The sequence below is a fragment of the Spirosoma migulaei genome, assembly GCF_054776855.1.
Genome location: NZ_BAAHBG010000001.1, coordinates 271,410 through 293,771, shown reverse-complemented (window position 1 = coordinate 293,771; position 22,362 = coordinate 271,410). Strand labels below are relative to the sequence as shown.

18 protein-coding genes are annotated in these 22,362 nt (G+C 46.7%); 12 read left to right on the top strand and 6 right to left on the bottom strand.

The genetic code is table 11. The features are described 5' to 3' along the window. Nucleotides 1-119: 119 nt before the first annotated feature. Nucleotides 120-557: a response regulator gene (locus ACYVGO_RS01090; RefSeq protein WP_142773916.1), complete on the top strand. Its 438-nt coding sequence runs from the start codon at nucleotides 120-122 to the stop codon at nucleotides 555-557. Between the two features lie 62 nt (nucleotides 558-619). On the opposite strand, the gene ACYVGO_RS01085 is transcribed toward ACYVGO_RS01090, so the two are convergent. Then, nucleotides 620-829, bottom strand: coding sequence for a hypothetical protein (locus tag ACYVGO_RS01085; protein ID WP_460966921.1), 210 nt, complete (start codon nucleotides 827-829; stop codon nucleotides 620-622). A gap of 339 nt (nucleotides 830-1,168) precedes the next feature. On the opposite strand from ACYVGO_RS01085, the gene ACYVGO_RS01080 reads away from it, so the two are divergent. The 3 genes from ACYVGO_RS01080 to ACYVGO_RS01070 all read left to right on the top strand — a co-directional run bounded on the left by ACYVGO_RS01080 (nucleotide 1,169) and on the right by ACYVGO_RS01070 (nucleotide 3,163). Beyond that, complete coding sequence (locus tag ACYVGO_RS01080; protein WP_460966919.1) at nucleotides 1,169-1,771, top strand: TetR/AcrR family transcriptional regulator; 603 nt, start codon at nucleotides 1,169-1,171, stop codon at nucleotides 1,769-1,771. 141 nt (nucleotides 1,772-1,912) lie between these two features. Further along, a complete protein-coding gene (locus ACYVGO_RS01075) occupies nucleotides 1,913-2,446 on the top strand; it encodes a YceI family protein (RefSeq protein WP_460966918.1) in 534 nt (177 codons plus the stop codon). 12 nt (nucleotides 2,447-2,458) lie between these two features. Then, a complete protein-coding gene (locus ACYVGO_RS01070; RefSeq protein WP_460966916.1) occupies nucleotides 2,459-3,163 on the top strand; it encodes a DsbA family oxidoreductase in 705 nt (234 codons plus the stop codon). 100 nt (nucleotides 3,164-3,263) lie between these two features. On the opposite strand, the gene ACYVGO_RS01065 is transcribed toward ACYVGO_RS01070, so the two are convergent. Continuing rightward, the gene (locus tag ACYVGO_RS01065; protein WP_460966914.1) at nucleotides 3,264-3,941 is read right to left on the bottom strand and encodes an outer membrane beta-barrel protein; all 678 of its coding nucleotides are present in this window, start codon (nucleotides 3,939-3,941) and stop codon (nucleotides 3,264-3,266) included. A 280-nt stretch (nucleotides 3,942-4,221) separates the two neighbouring features. Between ACYVGO_RS01065 and ACYVGO_RS01060 the strand changes: the two genes are divergently transcribed. The 7 genes from ACYVGO_RS01060 (at nucleotide 4,222) to ACYVGO_RS01030 (ending at nucleotide 17,227) form a co-directional block, all read left to right on the top strand. Continuing rightward, entirely contained in the window at nucleotides 4,222-7,404 is a 3,183-nt protein-coding gene (locus tag ACYVGO_RS01060) for a SusC/RagA family TonB-linked outer membrane protein (RefSeq protein ID WP_460966912.1), read from the top strand. Nucleotides 7,405-7,427: 23 nt separating this feature from the next. Next, nucleotides 7,428-8,891, top strand: coding sequence for a SusD/RagB family nutrient-binding outer membrane lipoprotein (locus tag ACYVGO_RS01055; protein WP_460966910.1), 1,464 nt, complete (start codon nucleotides 7,428-7,430; stop codon nucleotides 8,889-8,891). A 28-nt stretch (nucleotides 8,892-8,919) separates the two neighbouring features. Next, complete coding sequence (locus ACYVGO_RS01050) at nucleotides 8,920-9,435, top strand: hypothetical protein (RefSeq protein WP_460966909.1); 516 nt, start codon at nucleotides 8,920-8,922, stop codon at nucleotides 9,433-9,435. Nucleotides 9,436-10,379: 944 nt separating this feature from the next. After that, a complete protein-coding gene (locus tag ACYVGO_RS01045; protein ID WP_460966907.1) occupies nucleotides 10,380-10,784 on the top strand; it encodes a hypothetical protein in 405 nt (134 codons plus the stop codon). 85 nt (nucleotides 10,785-10,869) lie between these two features. After that, on the top strand, nucleotides 10,870-12,099 hold the full coding sequence (locus ACYVGO_RS01040) for a helix-turn-helix transcriptional regulator (RefSeq protein WP_460966905.1): 1,230 nt from the start codon (nucleotides 10,870-10,872) through the stop codon (nucleotides 12,097-12,099). A 377-nt stretch (nucleotides 12,100-12,476) separates the two neighbouring features. Further along, on the top strand, nucleotides 12,477-15,530 hold the full coding sequence (locus ACYVGO_RS01035) for a SusC/RagA family TonB-linked outer membrane protein (protein WP_460966903.1): 3,054 nt from the start codon (nucleotides 12,477-12,479) through the stop codon (nucleotides 15,528-15,530). 11 nt (nucleotides 15,531-15,541) lie between these two features. Continuing rightward, on the top strand, nucleotides 15,542-17,227 hold the full coding sequence (locus tag ACYVGO_RS01030) for a RagB/SusD family nutrient uptake outer membrane protein (protein WP_142773928.1): 1,686 nt from the start codon (nucleotides 15,542-15,544) through the stop codon (nucleotides 17,225-17,227). Between the two features lie 104 nt (nucleotides 17,228-17,331). Here ACYVGO_RS01030 and ACYVGO_RS01025 read toward each other — a convergent pair whose 3' ends face one another. Then, nucleotides 17,332-17,694 carry a hypothetical protein gene (locus ACYVGO_RS01025; RefSeq protein WP_460966901.1) on the bottom strand — a complete coding sequence of 121 codons (363 nt, stop codon included), beginning with the start codon at nucleotides 17,692-17,694 and terminating at the stop codon, nucleotides 17,332-17,334. Between the two features lie 649 nt (nucleotides 17,695-18,343). Continuing rightward, complete coding sequence (locus tag ACYVGO_RS01020) at nucleotides 18,344-18,982, bottom strand: deoxynucleoside kinase (protein ID WP_142773931.1); 639 nt, start codon at nucleotides 18,980-18,982, stop codon at nucleotides 18,344-18,346. Between the two features lie 178 nt (nucleotides 18,983-19,160). Here ACYVGO_RS01020 and trhO point away from each other — a divergent pair, with 178 nt between their 5' ends. Next, nucleotides 19,161-20,138 carry an oxygen-dependent tRNA uridine(34) hydroxylase TrhO gene (trhO, locus tag ACYVGO_RS01015; protein ID WP_460966899.1) on the top strand — a complete coding sequence of 326 codons (978 nt, stop codon included), beginning with the start codon at nucleotides 19,161-19,163 and terminating at the stop codon, nucleotides 20,136-20,138. A gap of 132 nt (nucleotides 20,139-20,270) precedes the next feature. Here trhO and ACYVGO_RS01010 read toward each other — a convergent pair whose 3' ends face one another. Both ACYVGO_RS01010 and ACYVGO_RS01005 read right to left on the bottom strand, forming a co-directional pair. Beyond that, nucleotides 20,271-21,230: a D-2-hydroxyacid dehydrogenase gene (locus ACYVGO_RS01010; protein ID WP_460966897.1), complete on the bottom strand. Its 960-nt coding sequence runs from the start codon at nucleotides 21,228-21,230 to the stop codon at nucleotides 20,271-20,273. 203 nt (nucleotides 21,231-21,433) lie between these two features. After that, nucleotides 21,434-22,345 (bottom strand): sugar phosphate isomerase/epimerase family protein, encoded by a 912-nt coding sequence (locus ACYVGO_RS01005; protein WP_460966896.1) that lies wholly within the window; start codon nucleotides 22,343-22,345, stop codon nucleotides 21,434-21,436. Between the last annotated feature and the right edge of the window lie 17 nt (nucleotides 22,346-22,362).

Below are 22,362 nucleotides of genomic sequence, written 5' to 3'. Positions count from 1 at the left end.
GTAAGTTGCACATGTGGACTTTACTGCCTCTTTCAGCCTAACTACAGCGTAAACATGTAGCTATCAGAACAGTAAAGCCTAAAAATATTAGTTGAACTTAATTTTGTTTGATTGTTTATATGCCCAATCAGTTTCCAATTTTATTGGTCGATGATGACCCCAATGTAGCCGAGATATTAACTAAGGCTGCCCAATCCAGCTTTGCTGAAGCTTCTTTTATTCATGTAAGTAGTTTCGAAGAAGCGAAACGGTACATTGAAGAATTGGAAGGCAAAGGGCCCAAAATTGTATTACTCGATATTGACTTACAGGACAAGGTTGACGGATTAGACTTTTTGACGCTATTACGCGCCCATCCAAAAGGGCGCATCTTACCGGTAGTAGTACTCTCAGCCAGTAAAACGGCTCAGTTAGTAGAACGGGCTTACTCCTATGGAGCGTCTTCATTTACAGTAAAGCCATTTAGTTACTCAGATTGGAAAACGTATTTGAGTAACTTAAAAACGTACTGGTTCGAGACGGTTACGCTGCTGGATGTCAGGCATTCCAATGACTAATAGGCTGCCTGATCAAAATAGGCTCAAAATCGGAGGACGAATAGCTACTTTCAGAACCAGGCTTAATCATCATAGCTGGTTTCAGATTCCAGGCCAAATCCAATTTTTTGCAGGCTCCTAATGGCATCCTGGATAAACCCTGTAGCCTCCGTGATCTGACGGGCATCTGGATGACTCCCATCTACATGGCCCACTAAGCTGTTTGTCTTCAGGCGAAGCACTTCCAGCTCAGCAATTAGTTCGCTAAGTACAGACTTCATTTCCGGGTTCATAATTTCCTGTGCTTTTACATTATTTCCCCAAAGATAACTTGGCAAAAGGACTCATAGAAAAAGGAAAAAGGATTTTTAGGAATCTTCCAATGCAAAAGAGCAACAGGAGTATGCCCAGAAAGCAATGGGTATAGCCCCAAACTTTACTATCCCGTTCAGCTTCACTTTCATAAACCCTTCCACTTGCTTTATAACTAAACAAGGGGTACGGCCGCTCACTTGATACTACTAGTTTGCCCCATAAAGGCATTATATCTGGATTAGCTAAAAAGATAGTTGCTTGAACTTTCTATATGATAGAATAGTTAACACTGTTATAGATACTAACAGCACCCCAAAATGGGAATTCTAGAGCGTAGGCAACGCCAAAAAGTAGAAGTAAAAACCAGCATTTTACAGGCAGCCTGGCAGCTGGTTCTGGAAGAAGGCTGGCAGGCACTCTCTATCCGTAAAATTGCCGACGCCATTGAGTATAGTGTCCCGGTGATCTACAGTCATTTTGAGAACAAGGACGCTATTCTACAGGAATTCACCCGAGAAGGATTCAGCCTACTAACCGAGGAGGTTACACGGCAACGAGACAGCCAGCCAGAAGCCAGTCTGCAACTGGAAGCAATTGCAAAAGGATACTGGAGCTTTGCTTTTGCGAATAAAGAGTATTACCAACTCATGTTTGGGTTGGGCATTCCTCAGTGCGAGCAGGTCAATCAGGTTGCTGAAATGAAGCAATTCTCGGATGTGCTGGTTGGGGTGATTCAGGAAGCCATTAGTCAAAGCAAACAGCCTCAGGTCAATGCCTTTCTGAAGTTCCACACGTATTGGTCTATTTTGCACGGATTGGTATCAATTCAGATGATTGACCGAAATGCATCCACGAATCCATGGAGTCAACTTGTGCTTCAGGACGCAATCAGTGGGTTTATCAAAGCACTAAACGGCTAATTTTTTTATCCTTACCCTAACAGTGTTAGTATTTATACCACCATTAAAAAAACTGCTAAACGAGTAATTTCTTTAGTACAAAAACCGAAAAAAGAGTCAGACAATCAATCAGTTACAAACCTAAATTAATCAATTACAAGTATGGCAACTACAAACTGGGTCGTAGACCCAATGCACTCCGAAGTACAGTTCAAGGTAAAACACCTCGTTATCTCCACTGTAACCGGCACATTCCGGAATTTTGAAGGGGGCGCTACCACAGCCCACGACGATTTCGACGATGCCGAAGTTCATTTTTCCCTGGACGTAGCCAGTGTGGATACCAATCAGGAAATGCGGGATAATCACCTGAAGTCAGCTGATTTTTTTGATGCGGATACCTATCCTAAAATTGCCTTCAAATCGACCTCCTTCAAGAAAGTGGACGATGATGAATACACACTAACAGGCGAATTAACCATGAAAGGAGTTACCAAACCCGTAACCCTGAAGGCAGAATATGGTGGAGCAGCCAACGATATGCACGGCAACAAAAAGCTGGGATTTGAGGTTACCGGTAAGATTAACCGGAAAGAATTCGGCCTGACCCATAATGCGCTCACCGAAACCGGTGGATTGGCTCTCGGCGAAGACATCAAATTGATTGCGAATATTCAGCTGGCTCAGGCTGCTTAACCTAAACGAACAATGGACGTAGAAATCTGGAGTGACGTGATGTGCCCCTTTTGCTACATTGGCAAACGGAAGTTTGAGAACGCACTCAATCAGTTTCCCCATAAAGACCAGGTAAATGTTGTCTGGAAAAGCTTCCAGCTTAACCCGGACATGAAAACAGAACCGGGCAAAAACATTAACCAGTACCTGGCAGATATAAAGGGCTGGAGCCTGGATGAAGCTAAACGCATGAACGACCGGGTTACAGCCATGGCCAGCGAAGTTGGCCTATCGTACGACTTTGACAAAGCCGTTGTGGCAAACTCATGGGATGCGCACCGACTCATCCAACTGGCCAAACAGCACGGCCTGGGCGATGCCGCCGAAGAACGCCTATTCCGGGCGTATTTTACCGAAGGTCGCAATACATCAGACCACGCAACCCTGCTTGAACTGGGCACTGAAATTGGCCTGGATGCCACTGACGTTGAGCAATTGCTCAATAGTAATCAGTTTGCAGAAGCGGTAAGTCGGGATATTTACGAAGCCCAGCAAGTAGGTGCTCGGGGTGTTCCCTTCTTTGTGCTGGATCGCCGGTACGCCGTTTCAGGCGCTCAGCAACCCGAAACGTTCTTAGGTGCCCTCAATAAAGCCTGGTCAGACTGGGAGAAAACCAATCCTGTAGTTGCCTCAGAAGCAGCCGACGGCCCAACCTGTACACCAGGTGAAGCATGTTAACCCTCTGTTAGTCAATTACTAATGAACAATGGATAATGAATAACGATCTACATTACATTGATTCGTTATTCATTATCCATTGTTCATTAGTAATTGTTCATTAAAAAGTATATAATAGCTGCGTGCTCAGCCCCACAGAATACGCATGATAATACACATACGTTGGGTGTGCTTGCACATTATAACTAAAGCCTGGTTGAACAAGTAACGAGTAATGTTCATTCAGTCGATAAATGAGGCCTACGCCCACCCCTGGCGTAATGGTTACGGGCTCACCAAATTTCACCGCCACCTCCTGACCGTTCCCCAAGTCAACATAGCTCTTTGCACGAAACCCCAGTGATGCCCCTACCGAAAAATAGGGAGAGAGTCGTTTGGTCGATGATTGATAATTAATCTGAACGGGTATACTATACGCAAATTCATTCCGATGCGTATTGGTGTAATTAACCGGAATCTCATTCCCATTCTGAGAAAAACAACCTTTTGCCGACAGACTCTGGCCTGCTGCAATCCCTGCATTTACCGACCATTTTGGCGAAAACGCATAGCGAACTAAGAGTCCAAAGCCATATCCCTTACCGTTCGAAGAGGCAACTAGTTCTGTTGGTGATAGCTGCGTAATTGGGTCAGGTATTGGAACAATGCTTTTATAATCGCTATGACTCTGACTATACCCTAAACTTACTGCAAGGGAGAATTTACGTTGGCCAAAAGCAGGGCTTAGTATGCATAGTATACTTAGCCAGACGAGAATAAAGAGAGAGGTGATTTTCATAGGGTTGAGGGTTTCGATTCATACGTTTACGGTGCCCAAATTAACACAAAACCCTGTAATTTATGTTGCCAACTCCAATTTTTAATCGCCTTCTAATTACGAGCTAAAACTACGTATTAGCTAATGACTTTCAGGCAATTAACAACGACCTGGTGTTTCTACTCAGGCGGCAAAAAGAGTTAATCTTTATCGGGATTACCCAAATTCAGAAATCATCCCCCGTCATTTGGCAAAGTTGCTTTAGTGTCAACTTCTCTATGTATTCTAGCTCTACTCAAACATGAAAAACAGTCTACCAGGTTGTTGGCTATTTATATTCCTTCTTTCGCTACCAGCGATGGCACAGGAGGTAAACATAAGTGGCCGCGTCACCTCATCAGAAGACGGGTTAACCTTACCCGGTGTAAGTGTTCAGATAAAAGGAACAACCCGCGGCACGACAACGGATGCCAATGGAGCCTATAAAATCAGCGTCCCATCCAGCGCTCGACTGATCTTCAGTTTTATTGGTTACACCAGCCAGGAAGTTTCAGTAGGGAGTCAATCCACTATTAATATAGCCCTGGTCAGTGGGGCCCAGAGCCTGGACGAAATTGTGGTAACGGCCCAGGGCATTGAACGTGACAAGCGATCGCTGGGGTATGCTACCCAGGAAGTAGGCGGCAATATTCTGGCTCAACGCTCTGAACCGAACCTGCTTAATGCACTCCAGGGTAAACTTGCCGGGGTTAGCATTACCAGCGCCAGTGGAGCACCAGGGGCCTCAACCAACATCAACATTCGCGGAATTACTTCCTTTACGGGCAGCAACCAGCCACTGATTGTGGTCGATGGAATTATCTTCAGCAATGATGTTAATCTCACACAGAACACCCTCTTTGGTACCCAGCCCTCCAACCGACTAGCCGATATCAACCCGGAAAGCATCGAGTCGGTCAACGTACTGAAAGGTCCCGCAGCGGCCGTGCTCTATGGTTCGAGAGCTTCAGCGGGCGCTATTGTAATTACCACTAAATCGGGGCGGAACCAGAACAACAAGACGGAAGTAACCGTCAATTCATCCTACAACGTCCAGACTATCTATGGCCTTCCCAAATTCCAAAACGACTACGGGCAGGGAGCCAATAACCTGTTTACGGCTAATTCGGCCAACTCATGGGGGCCAGCCTTTGCTGGTGGACCTACCTCGGTTACGAACACACAAGGATTAGTGGTGCCTTATCAGGCTTATCCAAACAACGTCAAAGACTTCTACAAGCAAGGGAGCATCATCCAGAATTCGGTCAATATTGCCTCGGGTGATGCTACCCGAAACTATATTCTTGCTATTGGGAATACCCTTCAAAACGGGGTCATCCAAAACTCGAAGTTTAACCGAACCAATGTCCAGCTTGGGGGGGAATCACGTCTGCAAAATGGCCTGAAGATTAGTGGAACGGGCACTTATGTCCAAACCGTATCGACGGGTATTCCGGGAGGGAATGGTGCCAGTGCTTTCGGCCAGATCACCCGTATTCCCCGCAGTTATAATCTGCCCGGCGAGCCTTATCAGGATGCGAATGGGAAAAGTATTTATTATTCCACAACCAGCAATAATCCGGAATGGAGTGTAAATAACGAGCGGCTCGATAGCCAGGTCGACCGGTTTTTCGGCAATTTCCAGATCAGCTACGACATTACCAAGTGGCTGAACGTAGCCTACCGGGTAACGGGCGACACCTACACAGATCGCCGTAAACTGATCCTGCCAATTGGCGCAGGGCGCTCTCCTTTAGGCGAAATTTCCCAGGACAACTTCTTTCGAAATGAGCTGAACGGGGATTTATTGATTTCGGCGCGTAAAGACAATTTATTTCTGGAAGGTCTGAATGCAAACCTGCTACTGGGCAATAACATCAATCAGCGAAAATCGCAGGAAACGTTAGTCGATGCCGCTTCGCTTACCATTCCAGGTTTCTATAATGTTGGCAATGGCTCTGTCTTTACGGCTAGCGGAGAATTTTCCACCCTTCGCCGACTAGTTGGCTACTATGGTCAGTTATCGCTGAATTACAACAACTATCTATTCCTTGAATTGTCCGGTCGGGCCGATCAGTCTTCTACCCTACCCAAAGCGAGCAATACGTATTTCTATCCTTCAGCCTCGGTTAGTTTTGTTCCTACCGATGCCTTCAAGCTCAACTCAGATGTGCTTTCGTACGCTAAAGTTCGTGCCAGCATTGCCAAGGTAGGTCGTGATGCAGATCCTTACCTGCTGAATTCCGTGTATACAACAGCCGCTTACGGGAACAACACCGCCAGCATTACCTTTCCCTTGCAGGTGAATGGAGGGAGTATTCCCGGCTTTGTTGTGAGCAACCGGATTGGCAACAATAACCTGACACCTGAGTTTGTTACATCCTATGAAGTGGGCATCAACCTGGGATTCTTCAAGAACCGACTGAGTATCGATGCTTCTTACTTCGATTCGCACAGTAGAAATCAAATTTTCAACGTAGCCATTTCCAACTCAACGGGGTATGACACCCGGACAACCAACGTTGGGGAGTTGCGTAATCAGGGCGTTGAACTGGTTCTGAATGCCACACCAATTCGTATTGGTGGCTTTAAATGGGATGCTACCCTGAACTATACGCTTATTCGCAACAAGGTCATTTCAATTGCGCCGGGTGTCAAGTCGTCAAATGTGGGTAGCTCAGCAACGAATCTGGTTGGTTCAGGTGCCAATGCATTCACGGGCATCATCCCGTCTATTTACGAAGGGTATCCGTACGGCGTGGTGGTTGGAACGGCCAATGCACGGGTGCAAAGTACGGATCCAACCGGCCTCTATTATGATCCAACCGGTCAGTATGCAGGTCAGAATGTTATTAACGGAACCTCTGGACAATTCGCGCCAGGCATTTCCAATTCAGTTATCTCGAACCCGCAGCCTAACTACACGGCAGGTTTGACCAACACCTTTTCCTACAAAGGCCTGGCGTTGTCGGTACTAGTTGACACCCGGCAGGGTGGTCAGTTGTACTCCTTCAGCGTGACCGACGCCCGCGCTAACGGCACCCTCTACGTTACAGGTATCGACCGCGATCAGCCCCGCATTTTGCCCGGTGTTATCCAGAATGCCGATGGCACCTTCAGGCCAAATAATATTCAGTTAAGCTCTCAGGTATACTGGAATTTAGCCCTTGGTGGATTGGCTTCGGAAGCAGCTGTATTCGATGCTACGGTGTACCGACTGCGTGAAGTGGCCTTAAACTACACGCTGCCGAAGAGCTTACTGGGTAAAACTCCTTTCGGCTCGATTTCGGTGGGTGTAAGTGGCCGGAATCTATACTTCTACGCGCCCAACTTCCCCGCCGATCCTGAGATCAATACCCAGGGTGCTGGTAACATTCAGGGACTTGACCTCAACGGCCCTCCCAACACGCGCAACTTTGGGGGTAACATTCGACTCACGTTCTAATCACTTTTCCACTCGACTGACTCATGAAATTCATAGATTATAAAAGCTATCTGCTCATCCCTCTTTTTCTGGGATTGGGTGCCTGTAGCCAGTTCCTGGACGTTAACGTAACACCCAACAATCCTACTTCAGTTACCCCAGCGGTATTGTTACCGGGTGCTCAGGCAGGTACGGCGTTTGCCAACGCCAATGAGCTAAATCGCTTTGCCTCCACGCTGGTTCAACAATTGGCCGGAGCCGCTAATAACCCACAGAACTACGATATTTTCCAGACCAACGGGGCGGATATGGAAAACCAGTGGCGCTTTGAGCTCTACGGAGGTGGGCTGGTAAACTATCAGAAATTGATTGAACTGGCAGATGCCAATAACGCGAAAGCTTATTCGGGAATTGCCAAGATCATGAAGGCGTATACCTTCAGCATTGCCACCGACTTTTGGGGCGATGTGCCGTATTCCCAGGCTTTACAGGGCGAAACATTTACCGCTCCTCGTCTGGATAAACAGGAGGACATCTACAAGGGAAATGCTACGTTGGGCATTCAGAGTCTGTTCGATCTGGTCCGCGAAGGTATCAGGGATCTCGATGCCACATCGGCCGTAAAGCCAGGCGCGGACGACCTTATTTACGGGGGCGATCTGGCCAAATGGAAACGGGCAGGTAACACACTGCTATTGAAATTTGCCATGACCATTAGCCGCAAAGAGCCAGCGCTGGCCACCAGCGTAATCAATGAAGTGCTGACAGGAAATAACTACATAAACACCAATAGTGGCGATATGAATTTTACCTTTGGAGCAAGTGTGGGCAGTCAGGATCCCCGCTATACGTACACCGTTGTGAGCACCTTTAAAGACGATATTATTCTAAGTACGCGTTACCTGAATCTGCTCAACAGCCTGAATGATCCACGCCTGCCGCTCTTCTTTACCAAACCCGCAGCCAACTACGTCACCATCGACAATGGGTTTCGGGGTACACTACCTTCGCCCGTAACGAACTGGTCGCGTTACAATAAATATGTAACGGGCAACAGCGGAGAAGGACCGGTTCGCTTAATTACCAACTTCCAGCGGGCTTTCATTCTGGCCGAAGCCGCCCTCCGGCTGGGTACCCCTGGCGATCCACAAGCACTTTACAAAGAAGGCATTACCGCGTCGATGACCCTGGCTGGCCTTACCGCCGATCAAATCGCGGCTTACTTCACCGCTAACCCAACCGTGGCTACCCTGGCTGGAACCACGGAAGAGAAAATTGCGCAGGTGATCACCCAGAAATACATCGCCTTTACAGGGAATGGGCTGGAACTCTGGAACGACTATCGCCGGACGGGCTACCCGGTTCTGCAACCCTCCCAGAATGCAGCAGGTATCGATGGAACACGTCCTGTTCGGGCTGTTTACATCAACAACGAAATTCAGCGCAATCCGAATTTCCCCAATCCAGCTCCCCAATCAAACGTTCGCGTTTGGTGGGATGTCGATTAATATTTGTAGACGTCAAACGCTAGCTTGAATGAAAAAATATCTTATAAAAGGCTTGTTTCTGGTCTTGTTGGCCGGTAGCAGCTTCTCCTGTAAAGACGATTATATTTATAGCGATCTGGTGCGGGATAATCGTCCGGCAATTCCGGTATCGTTTCCGGGCACAACAACCTACGGATTTAACCCCTTTATTACTACCTCGATAGCAGCTGGTGGCCCTATTGAGTTCACTTTATCGATTCCGGCGTCAAGTGGTCGTACAATTAAGGAGATTACCAGGATTGTGGGTGGGGCCACGGGGATCAATGTAGCCACTCTGAATGCGGCCACAGCCACCAGCGCCTACAACGCAGCGCCCATAGCGGGTACCGGCACCACGGCCGTATTTACCACAACGCTGGCAGCTTTCAAGACAAAGTACCCAACGGTGGCTACGGCACCGGTAGCACTGCCGAACTACACCGAAATCCAGTTTCTGTTTCTGGTCACGTTGGACGATGGCACGCAAATCGTTCCGGAACCGGTTCGGGTACGTATTTTGGCTTAGCAGGCTCGCAAGATTCTAATACCAAACCCGTCATTGTCGATTTTGCCATTTCGACTTTAGAAGAAATCTTGAGTTTTATTACTATAAACTCAAGATTTCTTCTAAAGCCGAAATGGCAAATTTTTTTATATATTCATTCCAAAAAATCTAAAACAGGCGTTCTATTAATAAATACCTGATACACTTTATGTGGCTATAATTTTATAATATCACACCTCTATAAAAAAATAAATTTTTCATAGCAAACTATCGTATTTTCAAGCTAGTTTTTTTGGTATATAGGCCGCAGAATAACAACCATTACGTTTAGCTCTTTAGCCTCTGTGCCTCTGTAGTAAAAAGAATTACGCTTCATCGTATAATTCTGCAAATAATAGCTAACTCCAAAATAAAATAATAAAATATATTATTAAGTGAAAAGTATATAACTCAATAAATTATCGCCTTACCTAATTTATCATTTGATCACCTTCATTTTGGTCAATATAGACCTTTATTTTTCATAAATAGGTCACTATTAGTCAATTTTCTACCCAACAAATGAGTAGGCTTATTCATCTGGCCAGGCAAACTAATGACCAAAATATTAGCTAATGGCACAAATAATATTTTGGATTGTTTAAACGCTACCCATCCTTCAAGTCAAATAGCTAAAAATCAATTAATTAAATAAAAATAATTACTTCACTCGTTATAGATTCCTCTGGTTTTAATAGGCAGTATTTTACATGTAACAACATTCGATTGTGCAAGAAACTTCCAGGCATACTATGTCGAATTAAAGGCACTAAACTCTCCTTTTATACTCGCATTTTTACGTCATTACCGTTCTTGGACTATACTGACCATTTATACAAAAAAAACCAAACATCGTATCATTCACTTGTCTTTAGGTCATAAAGCAAAAATTAAACTAGTTATAACCTCTTTTCTACAACACTACTATGAACACCTTTGTCATGCCTCTTTTACTGCTATGCAGCATTAGTTTCTTTACACTTGAAACGCCAGAAAAACCGCAGGCAACTAAGAAAGACCACCCTACTAAACTAGCTCATTATCAGGTGGGTGCTTATTTAACTGCCGATGGCAAGAAATTACGCATTAATGTCAATAAAGATCTGGAAGGGCGCGTATCTCTCCAGCTCCTCGACCAACGTGGAAAATTGTATTACGATCAAATCCTGGATACCGGAGAAACAATTGCACGCCTTAGCCTCGATATAACAGATTTAGCCGATGGCGACTACAAACTAAAAATATCCAATGGGCTGGAGATGGAAATTCGTGAGATTAAAATCATGACTAAACAGCCAACAACATTTACACGCTCTATCACTGTATTGTAGTGTAAGCAAGCTTCACTTGGTAGTGTGCAGCTATGCTGCTCTAACGGATTATTCCAGACTTTACCTTATTGGCTTTACCTTTCTAATGAACAAACCCGACCTCGATCAGTGGACAACAGCTTTTGCGCTCATAGCTTTTTTAGGGCTATTTCTGGCACCTCTGCTCCTAAAACAGGCTGGTCAGCGCAGGCACCAGATTCGCTACGTTGTAGCGATTCTGGTGCTATTTTCAATCGTATTAGTTTATTATGTACTCTATTGGAGTCATTATCTACAGTATTTCCCTGTCCTGAATCGGCTGGCGGAGCTGCTCTTTCTCTCATTTGGGGTATTGTTCTATTTTTATCTTAAAGAATTACTACACCAGCCTATTCCGTTCCGCTCCCGATTGATCCATTTCCTTCCGTTCCTAATTGCTTTCAGCGCACATTTTTTCATACTTCTGGTAGACGCTATATTACCAGATTCACTAAGTCAATCTCCTCCCTTTTCTTATTACCGCTATTTCTACAAGGGCCTCCCGTGGCTTGTTCTAGTCCACCTTTCTCTGTACGCTATTGCCATTATCCGGCTCCAGCCATCCTTCCAAACCCTGCAGGAGGTTGCCCGGTGGGCTCGCTGGTTCAGTTTCTGTTATCTAGGCTTTGTGGTGGCTAACTGGTCCTATTATCTGTTGGTTGATATGCCGTTTTTTAACCGGGAATGGGACTATGCTATTTCGCTGAGTATGGCCATTTTTATAGGTCTGGTGGCCGTATTGGCTTATGTACAGCCCCATATTTTTCAGACCAGTCAACTACCGCTTACTGAGTTGAGCACCTTGACTTCGTCGATTTCGACAGCATCAACGGCGAGATCAGGCCCAGTTAGTACCCGCACATCCATTCCAGAGCCAGAGGTCCGGTATCGGCATTCGGGCTTACCGGCACATGTGGCCCGCCAGTTTGCTCAACAGCTTCAGGGACTTATGCGTACCGAGCAGCTTTATCACGACAATGAGTTGCGGTTAGAGACAGTAGCCGACCGGCTCAACATTAGTCGCCACCATCTCTCGCAGGTACTTAACGAACAATTGGGTATGAGCTTCTTTGAGTATATTAATTCTTTACGGGTGAACGAAGCCAGGGAGCTATTACGGCAGGTGCCCCGCCAGCAACTGAACATCATCGAGGTGGCCTACCAAGTCGGTTTCAATAATAAAGTTTCCTTCAATAAAGCGTTTAAGCAGGCAACCGGGCAAACACCAAGTGAATTCCGGCGCTCAATGCAGGACACTCCCAATTACAATTGCTCCAGCCCAGCCGATGAAAATTAGAATCCAGCCTCTGTAAGGAAGTGTCATGCCTCCGTATAGACGGTACCGGCAACCCATGCTAAACACCGATGAACTGATCAAATCGTCGGATTTAATAGAAAAATTTACGGCATTCTATACGTAACTAACTATGGAGCAAGAATAGCAATTTGGTCACAGAACAATGTCATTTTGTACTCTTTCAAATCAACCAATCTACTTAACTGACTCAATAATAGTAGATTAAAAACACTATTAGCTGACAAAACCGTGGGTTACGTTTTTCATTATTTTATATATCTAGTATGGATATGTTAATTTATTTTTAATATTTGATCCGCTCAATTGATATCCAGCAGGAAGATCTGAGCTTTGCACCCTTAATTCATTTTTACACTATGATGCTTTTTTACTCCTCCCCTCCTCCATTTACGCGTAAATGGAGCTTTTTTTTCTGTTTTCTGTTCGCCTTCACCTCACTCGCTGTTGAGGGGAAAAGTCCTTCATCGACAATCACGAAAACGACTGAGTCCCGTACCGAAAACCCGTCGGCAGACATAACCATCAGCGGACGGGTTACAGATGCAACAACCAACGAAGCACTCGCTGGCTGTACTGTTGTGCTGAAAGGTAGCCAGAAAGGAACCACCACCGATGCAAACGGAGACTACAAAATTGCCGTACCAAACGGCAATGCAGTTCTGGTATTTGGCTTCATTGGCTTTGTTTCTCAGGACGTTCCGGTAGGCAATCAAACCACCATCAATGTAGCGTTGAAAGCGTCGGCCTCTGAACTTTCTCAGGTTGTCGTTATTGGTTATGGCAGCGCTTCCCAGAAGGATATGACGGGTTCGGTGAAGTCGATTAAAAGCGCCGATTTCAACCGGGGGATCATCAACTCACCCGAACAACTTTTACAGGGAAAGGTAGCCGGGGTCAATGTCACTTCTACCAGTGGTGAACCTGGTGGTAGCCAGAATATTACGATCCGTGGACCTGGCGGTGTTCGAACAGGTAGTACTCCTCTTTTCGTACTGGATGGTATCGCATTAGATAATTCAAGCACGGGTGGAGCAACCAACCCACTGAATTTTTTAAATCCGCAGGATATTGAGTCCATCGATGTGTTGAAAGATGCATCGGCAACAGCTATTTACGGTTCGCGCGGTGCGAATGGCGTTGTACTGATTACAACCAAAAAGGGAAAAGCGGGTTCGTCTAACTTCACGCTTTCATCCAGTTTCGGTATCTCAAATCTGACCCGAGCCTTACCTGTGTTTTCAGCCGATGAATACCGCCAGCAGGTTCCGGCAGTGGGTGGCGTTCTGGAAGATTTCAAAGGATCGACCGACTGGCAGAAGGAGGTAACCCAGACAGCCAAAACCCAGAACCACAACGTATCGTTTGGCGGGGGTGCCAATAAATTAACCTACTACGGTTCTTTCGGGGTTCAAAATCAGGAAGGGATTCTGAAAGGCAGTAAACTTGATCGGTACACAGGTCGTCTTAATGTGTCGCAGAAATTTCTGGACGATCGGCTCACGGTCGACGTTAACCTCAATACGACCTACACCTTAAACAAACGGCCACCAACCGAGGATCTGATCGGTGGCGCTATCTCGACAAACCCTACGATACCCGCCTACGATACCGATGGAACGCCTTTTAAATACCAGGCTGGTACGAATCCGCTCATTACACTGGCACTGAAAAAAGACATTACCACCATCAATCGGACAATTGCCAATTTTTCCCCTTCGTTCAAGATCACCAAAGATCTGGTGTACAAACTGAATCTGGGAATCGACAACTCCAGTGCGGTGCGGGATCTGGAACAGCTGCCCAGCGCAGTACCGTTGATTGATGGAAGATTAGAGTCGATCTACACCACCAATCGGAACATCTTGGTTGAGAACTATTTCACCTACACACTGGCGAAACAGGATCATAACCTAACCGCATTGCTGGGGCATTCGTACCAGAAAATTTTTGTGCAGGAACGGCGCTCCAGCATCAACAAATTTCCGATCTCCCCCATCGATCCTATTTACAACGCCGGTTTAGGTCAGGAACTCACGCTGGCGAACAACAAGCCTAGTGGATTCGCTACAGAAAATGAATTACAATCGTTTTTCTCGCGGGTTAGCTATCATTACAAGGATAAATACCTGATGACAGCCACCGTACGGGCCGATGGATCGTCCAAATTTGGGGCGAACAACAAATACGGGGTCTTTCCTTCCCTCTCGGCTGGCTGGCGGATTTCAGAAGAGGCCTTTATGAAGTCAGGGCCATTCACCGACCTGAAACTTCGGGCAGGCTGGGGTCAAACGGGTAATCAGGAGATTCCGGCCAAAATTACCCAGGCCCTGTTTACCTCCCAGGTGTCGGCTTCAGCGAGTTATCCATTAACGGCAACAGGCCCCTACCCGGCTGGAACATCGTATACACGCCTTGCCAACCCCGACATTCAATGGGAAGTGTCTACCCAAACGGATCTTGGTCTGGATTTTTCGCTCTTCAAAGGAGGATTGTCGGGTTCGGTTGATTATTTCCGAAAAGTCTCCAACAACATCCTGCTGGAAGTTATTCCGTCTGATCCCGTTCAGCCAGCAGGTACGTTCTGGACTAATGTTCCCGATATGACCATCACCAACCAGGGTGTCGAACTGGATTTGAACTATCGGTATGCCAGCCTGAGTGGTTTCCGGTTCGATGTTGGTGGTAATATTACGTTCATCGACAACGTGGTTAACAACTCCCCGTATACGGTTATCCCTTCCGGCTCTGCCTCTGGTTCTGGCCTGACATCGGCTACCATCAATGGCTATATCAACGGGCAGCCCATCGGGACATTCTTCCTGAAAAACTTTATCGGTCTCGACGACAAGGGGATCAGTAAGTTTCAGGATGTAGATGGTGACGGGATCATAACCGATAAAGACCGTCTGGCCGTTGGAAGCGCCTTACCAACGAAGCAGTTTAACTTCCACACGAATGTGGCGTACAAAGGATTCGATCTGTCGGTCAATTTCAATGGTGTATCCGGCAACAAGCTATATGACAATACGGCCAATGCGAACTTCTACAAGTTGCGGTTGTCGAAAGGGCTGAACGTCACCCCGGAGGCCATTGCCTTACAGAATGAGTCGATCAACAATTCAGCACCGGTTTCGAGCCGATACCTCAAAACGGGTGCTTTCCTGCGGTTGAATAACCTTTCGTTAGGCTATAACCTCAGCCCTAAACTCATTGGCATGGGCAAGTGGATTTCAGCAATCAGGCTGTCGGCTACGGGTCAGAACCTGTTCGTGATCACGAAATACGACGGCTATGACCCCGAAGTGAACGTAACCGACCGGAACATCAACGGGATTTCGTCCTACGGTATCGATTACCTCAGCTATCCGAAAGCCAAAACGTTTGTATTCGGCCTGAACCTTACTTTTTAATTACAGAAGTCATGAAAAAAATAGTCATTTCGACGCTGGCTCTGGTTAGCGTACTCTTTATATACGGTTGTACCAATCTGGCCGAAAACGTGTTGGACGAAGCCTCGGTTTCCGGTTTGTCCGACCGTCAGGCAGCCGATGGAATAATTGCGCCTGTGTACGCCCGTTTGCCCGATATTTTCCTGCACACCAATTACTTCGCTCTTCAGGAAATTTCGACGGATGAAGCGATTCTACCGTATCGGGGTGGTACCGATTGGGGTGATAATGGCATTTATTTAGCCCTGCACCAGCATACAACCATCAGTACCGATCCTAACCTGAACAGTACCTGGAACCTGATTTTGCAGGGTGTATCGAGATCCATTACAGCGATCAATACGCTACCGACCCTGAAAGATCCAGTTACGAAAACCTATCTGGCCGAAGCCAGAGGAATGCGCGCCTACTATTCCATGCTGACATTAGATATGTTCGGTTTGGTGTTTGTGAAAGACGATCTGGGGGCTACATCAACCATTCTTCGGGGTGATCAGGCCGTTGAGTACATCAAAGCCGAATTGCTCGCGGTAGAGCCCAATCTGGAAACCACGGTTGGACCCGGCCGGTTAACCAAAGGGGCCGTTTGGGGGCTGCTGGCCCGTTTGTATATGAACGCTGCGGTTTACCGCGACCGGTATGCAACCCAGTTTACATTTAAGCCAGAAGACATGGACAAGGCCGTTGAGTACTGCGACAAGATTATTTCCTCAGGCCAATACACACTGTCGAAGGATTTCTTCTCCATCTTCAACTCCGATAACCACGACAACAAAGAGTTGATTTTTGCGGTCGATCAGCGGGCCGACCTGAATGGTACGAACCGGATGGCCTATTTTTCAATATCGGGCGATCAGTTTCCAATACCAGCCTATCCGGCAGCTAACGGCACCGATGGACCGGGCATTACACCTGATTACTATCAGAGTTGGGCCACGGCTTATGCGCCTAAAGATCCATCGGTAGATCCTCGTTTTTACAAACAGAATCTGACCATCTACTCCAATCCGGCGGATTCGTGTGTGGCCGAAGCCGACTTTAACATTAACCGGGGCATTCTGCGCGGTCAGCAATATGGTTTGATTCGGCGGAATGGGGTATTTTTGAAATGCCCGGATGGGAAATATAAAGTAGGCAAGCTGGCTTACGACACCCGCAATAAACCTACGCTGGCCGTTAATTTTACCGAGCAAATTGACTTCTCGGTTGCCGGAAGCAATTACAACACGGGCTATCGGGTTGAAAAATATGAGTTCAGCAAGAAATCGGCCAGTGGCCGGAATTTCGGTGATGCGGATATTGTGATCCTTCGATTAGCCGATATTTACCTGATGCGCGCGGAGGCTAAACTTCGCAAAAGTGGCGATGCGGCCTCTGCTTTAGCCGATGTCAATACGGTCAGAGCTGCGCGAACGGTTACGGCTCCTCCACCAGCCCTCACCACCATGAACCTGGATCTGCTGTTACGGGAACGTGGTTTTGAATTATACTGGGAAGACCTTCGTCGTACTGATCTGATCCGATTTGGCAAATATGAGAGCACGTGGACTGAAAAAACGAACAGTGATCCTAAGAAGCGTATTTTCCCAATCCCGCAAACGGCAATTGATGGGGCCTCTAACCTGCCAGGCTATCTGAAGCAAAACGATAGCTACTAATTAGTTAAACGTATTAACCACAGAGGCACAAAGAACACGGAGTTAGGATCAGTTATCTTAACTCCGTGTTCTCTGTGCCTCTGTGGTTAAATAATATACTACTTCTATACCTCAAAAGGCAACTCGTACTCTCTGGAAATCACTTTAGATGAGCGCGTCTTCACTTCTACCTTCGCCTTCAGGGGAGAGCCAAGTACCAGGTAGTTTTTCACAAATTGGTCCTGATGAACCATCCAGGATTGGTCTTCCAGCAAATACTCATCTACTCCGGTTTTAGACGCCTGATAGGCCCAGCGCTCAACAATCAGGGGTTCATAGTTAATAATATTACCCATGTAATAGACCTGAATACCCGGCTGCGACTGGTTGCCCAGTTCAGTGCAGCTTACTGCTGTGATTGTTAACGAGGACCCATCTTCCAGATCACGAACGGACCATTCGTCGATAACGCTTTTTTCGTTTGCCATTGCCTTGTATGTAGTTCAGTGTTTATTAGCTATTGCTACTTACAAAGCAACGTGGCCTACGGATGCAATCAATGTGGGAGTTGGCAACTGGTAGAAATGACTAAACAAATAGCAGGTTTTATGTCATTTCATGTGGCTATACTTTTAAAGAAACCAGGCAGGACTATAATCTATAAATCAGGCAAACACAATGGCAGTCTGCTACTGAGTAACGTCACCAGTAAAATGGCTAGGCAAGGCAAAAAAGATATAATATTTATAAACCAATAATTACAAGTTTACTTAATTTCATTTTTATATCTTTACCTACCATCATCAACCACCCCTTGCAGCCTTCGTCGTCTTTTATAAGCCTTCTGGCATGTTTCTTTATGATACTGTGTGCCAGCTATGTCTTCTATCTCCTGGATTGCGAAAACCCAATCGTACTCGTAGCAACAGGGGTAATTATTCTACTTTATTGCCTGTATAACAAGCAGTTAAAATAAATTTCTAAATGAACAGGTTTGTGGTTTCGATTCGACAACCAAACTTATTCTCAAAATCAAGCAACGAAATACACGACCATCGCGTACATAGTACATATAAGCTTTATTATGTAATTCAGAAAAGCCGGGCCAGTTGAGTCCGGCTTTTTTTTGACTAAATTTTAATGTTCTTCTCTCGAACCATCTAGCCAGCCGTCGACCTGTCGAATAACTTTAGCGAGATCCAAAGGCTGATTCACATAATCCAATTCATTTACGTCCAGGATTAGCAAAGGGCCGAGGTCATAGGCATCCACAAATTCTTCATAGAGTTGGTTTAAACTAGCCAGGTAGTCATCGCTAATAGCCAGCTCAAACGACCGGCCCCGTTTCTGAATCCGTTCACGAAGTTTAGGCAGGCTGGCCCGGAGATAAATCATCAGATCGGGTGGGCGAACGAGGCTCATCATATTCTCAAAGACCTGGCGATATGTGAAATAATCCCGTTCAGACATGGTTTCGTTCTGATAGAGATTACGGGCAAAAATGGCAGCATCTTCGTAAATAGTCCGGTCCTGCACCAATGTGAGCCCTTGATTTTTTCGCTTGCTGTCCATGATTTTTGTCATCTGCACAAAGCGGCTATTGAGGAAATAGATCTGCAGATTGAATGACCAGCGCGGCATATCTTCGTAGAAATCGGCCAGATAGGGGTTTCCCTCTACAGCCTCATAAAGTACTTCCCAGCCATAGTGAGCAGCCAGCAATTCGGCTAGCGTTGTTTTGCCAGCCCCAATATTTCCAGTAATAGCAATATGCATTGTTTAGTCGATAGTCGTTAGTTGCCAGTTTGCCGGGTAATTTCTGGCCAATAAATGTAGATAGGTCATGCCACCTGACCAACATCAGGGAACTAATCACTGTTTTAATTTAATTTTGTAATTGAGACTGGACATTGAGCTGCACACGTTCGCTCATTCACCCTTTCGCTCTTTGCTAATGAAACCGTACCGCGTTCTTCTTTACTATATTTATTCGCCGATTGAAAACCCGGAGCAATATCGGGAAGAACATCATTTGTTGTGCCTGCGCCTGAACCTACTCGGACGCGTTATTGTGGCCCCTGAAGGGTTGAACGGAACGGTATCGGGCCTAACAGCTGATTGCGAAGCCTACATAGCCGCTCTCCATGCCGATCCTCGTTTTGCTGATACAGAATTTAAGATCGATGAAGCTGACGGGCATACGTTTCAGAAACTGCACGTTCGGGTGAAGGCCGAGATTGTTCATTCTGATCTAGGCGTTGATCCACTCCGGCAAACAGGCATCCATCTCGAACCAGAGGAGTTTAAGCAACTTAAAAATGACCCCGATGTCGTGCTGGTCGATATGCGATCAAATTACGAACACGAAGTTGGCAAGTTCAAAGGAGCCATTACGTTCGATATGGATAACCTGCGCGAACTACCCGAACACGTGGCCGAAATCGAGCATCTGAAAGGCTCCGGCAAGAAAATCATTACCTATTGCACGGGGGGTATCAAGTGCGAGAAAGCGTCGGCCTATCTCCTTTCGCAAGGCTTCGATAATGTGTATCAGCTTCATGGCGGCATTATAAAATACGGTATGGAAGCCGGTGGCGAGGATTTCGACGGCGAATGCTATGTGTTCGATAACCGCGTAACGGTACCAGTCAATCATGTCAATCCCGTCATTGTATCAACCTGCTACCGGTGTGGTACGCCCACTAGTCGCATGATTAACTGCGCCAGCCCAGTCTGCAACAACCATATTACGCTTTGCGACGATTGTGGACACGAGCACGCAGGCACTTGCACAGATGCCTGCAAAGAAGATCCAAATCTACGCCCTTACGACGGCACGGGCTATTACGGTAAACAAACCCAAAGCTACTCCCCTATCCAGGGCTACAAAAGCCGACAGGGGCAGAAGGCGGAAGTCGTCATCAATAATTAAATTCAGATACTTTTTTTGTCATTCCGACGCCAGGAGGAATCTCAAGCTTGACTAATGAGAAGCTTGAGATTCCTCCTGGCGTCGGAATGACAAAAACTCGTCATCTAGCCTACTAAATCAAAAAGTTATAGTCTACCTGTTCACCACATTGGCCGGCTTCCCATCCATAAAGGCAGCAAGATTCTGCACGGTGATGTCCATTAATCGGCCTCTGGCTTCTATGGTTGCCCAGGCGATGTGTGGTGTGATCAGGCAGTTCTTCGCGGTAAATAACGGATTGTCGGCGGGTGGCGGTTCTTTCGACAGTACATCGATTCCGGCTCCGGCAATGACCCCCGCATTCAGTGCATCGGCCAGGTCCTGATCGACAACAATGGGACCTCTCGATGTATTCAACAGGAAAGCCGACGGCTTCATCAGGGCCAGATTCTCTTTATTGATCAGGCCCTGCGTTTCTGGCGTTAACGGGCAATGAATACTCACTACGTCCGATTCTTTCAGCAATTCGGGAATTTCAGCCCAACGGAAATTAGCCCGGTGCGATTGATCGGACTGGTGTCGTTTTGAGCCAATGATGTTCATACCAAAGGCCGTGGCAATGTCGCCCACTTTCTCGCCGATACTGCCAAACCCAATAATCCCGATGGTTTTGCCCGCCAGTTCAACTAATGGAAAATCCCAGAAACACCAGTCAATCGACTTAGCCCATTTGCCATCCCGCACCGCATCGCTATGGTGTTTCACGTGTTGGGTTAATTCGAGCAGCAGGGCAAAGGTTAACTGAACTACCGACGCGGTTCCATAACCAGGTACATTGGCGACAATTATTCCCTTCTGTTTGGCAACATCCGTGTTGATGATATTATACCCAGTGGCCAGAACGCCAATAAATTTCAACGCGGGTAGCTGCGTTAAGAGGTCTTCGCCAAGAGGTGTTTTATTCGTAAAAATGACTTCGGCGTCTTTTGCGCGTTCCACCACCAGCTCGGCGGGGGTTCGATCGTACACCGTTACATCTCCCAGTTTTTCTAAGCCTTCCCAGGATAAATCGCCCGGATTCAGGGTGTACCCATCTAATACGACAATCTTCATTGTTGGTTTTTTCTTGTTATGGAATAAAATTCAATTCCGCACGTACGCATGTTCCTCACGTTCTCGCTTGGCTACGCCGAGTGAGGCCTATTTTTTTTACGGCCTCTGGCCGGAGATGGGTGACAAAAACGGGCCAGAGGCCCTTGAAGGAATAGCACTCACTCGGCGTAGCCAAGCGAGAACAAGGGAATCCACAGGATTAACTACACCCGCGCCCAGGCTTCGTTCAGCGTCCGTTTGGCGTTGGCAATTACGACATCCGGGTCTTCATCACCAAAGGGTTTCACCTCAAAACTGACGATAGGTGGGTTTTCGGTATTCAAATAACCAATATCGAGCAGTACTTTCAGGTAATGCGTTACTTCGGGCACGTCGTTTTCGCCGTTTGGGAATCCGAATCGTGGATGCACATCGCCATAGGCAGGCATGTCCGGACTTTTGACCACGCAGTTGCCAATGTGGGCGTGCGTAATATACTCCTTAACGGGCAGCAATGACTCTTCAATCGTTTCGTGAATCAGGGGTATATGGCTCAAATCGACCATTAGGCCAAAATGATCATGCTCTTTCCGAACTTCCTGCACGTAACGTAACGCCAGATCGGCGGGGCCAATCAGGGATTTCTTATCGACATCATAATCAAACACTTCCAGCGAAACTTTCATATCACCCTTGCTTTTTGCATAGGCGCAGATTTCGTTGGTCGATTTTACGAGCAGGTCAAACGCTTCTTCTTTTCGGGCCTCTTCGTACTTTCCGCTCAGGAACGAGTAGCCGGTAGCCCCTAGCTCATAGGCTTCATCGATACCTTCTTTCACATTGGCGAGTGCCCGTTGCCGCCCTTCTTCATTGGTGTCATTCAGGTTAAGACCCGTTGTTAGCAGTCGGGGTTGAGCCGCGTACGCGACTGTCATGTGCGAGGAATCCAGCAGACTTTTCACGTTCCGGCGAACCGCCAGGTCGTTGACGGTCGTAATTTCTATAGCCGTGAAGTACTCATCTAACACAACTTTTTTAATGGTTTCAAACACGGGCCCTTCGCCCTTCATGGTTTCGGGAAATGCCATGAAATGGACCAGACCAACTTTCATGTAGTTACAAAGTGGTGCATTCATATCAATTCAGGTGCAAT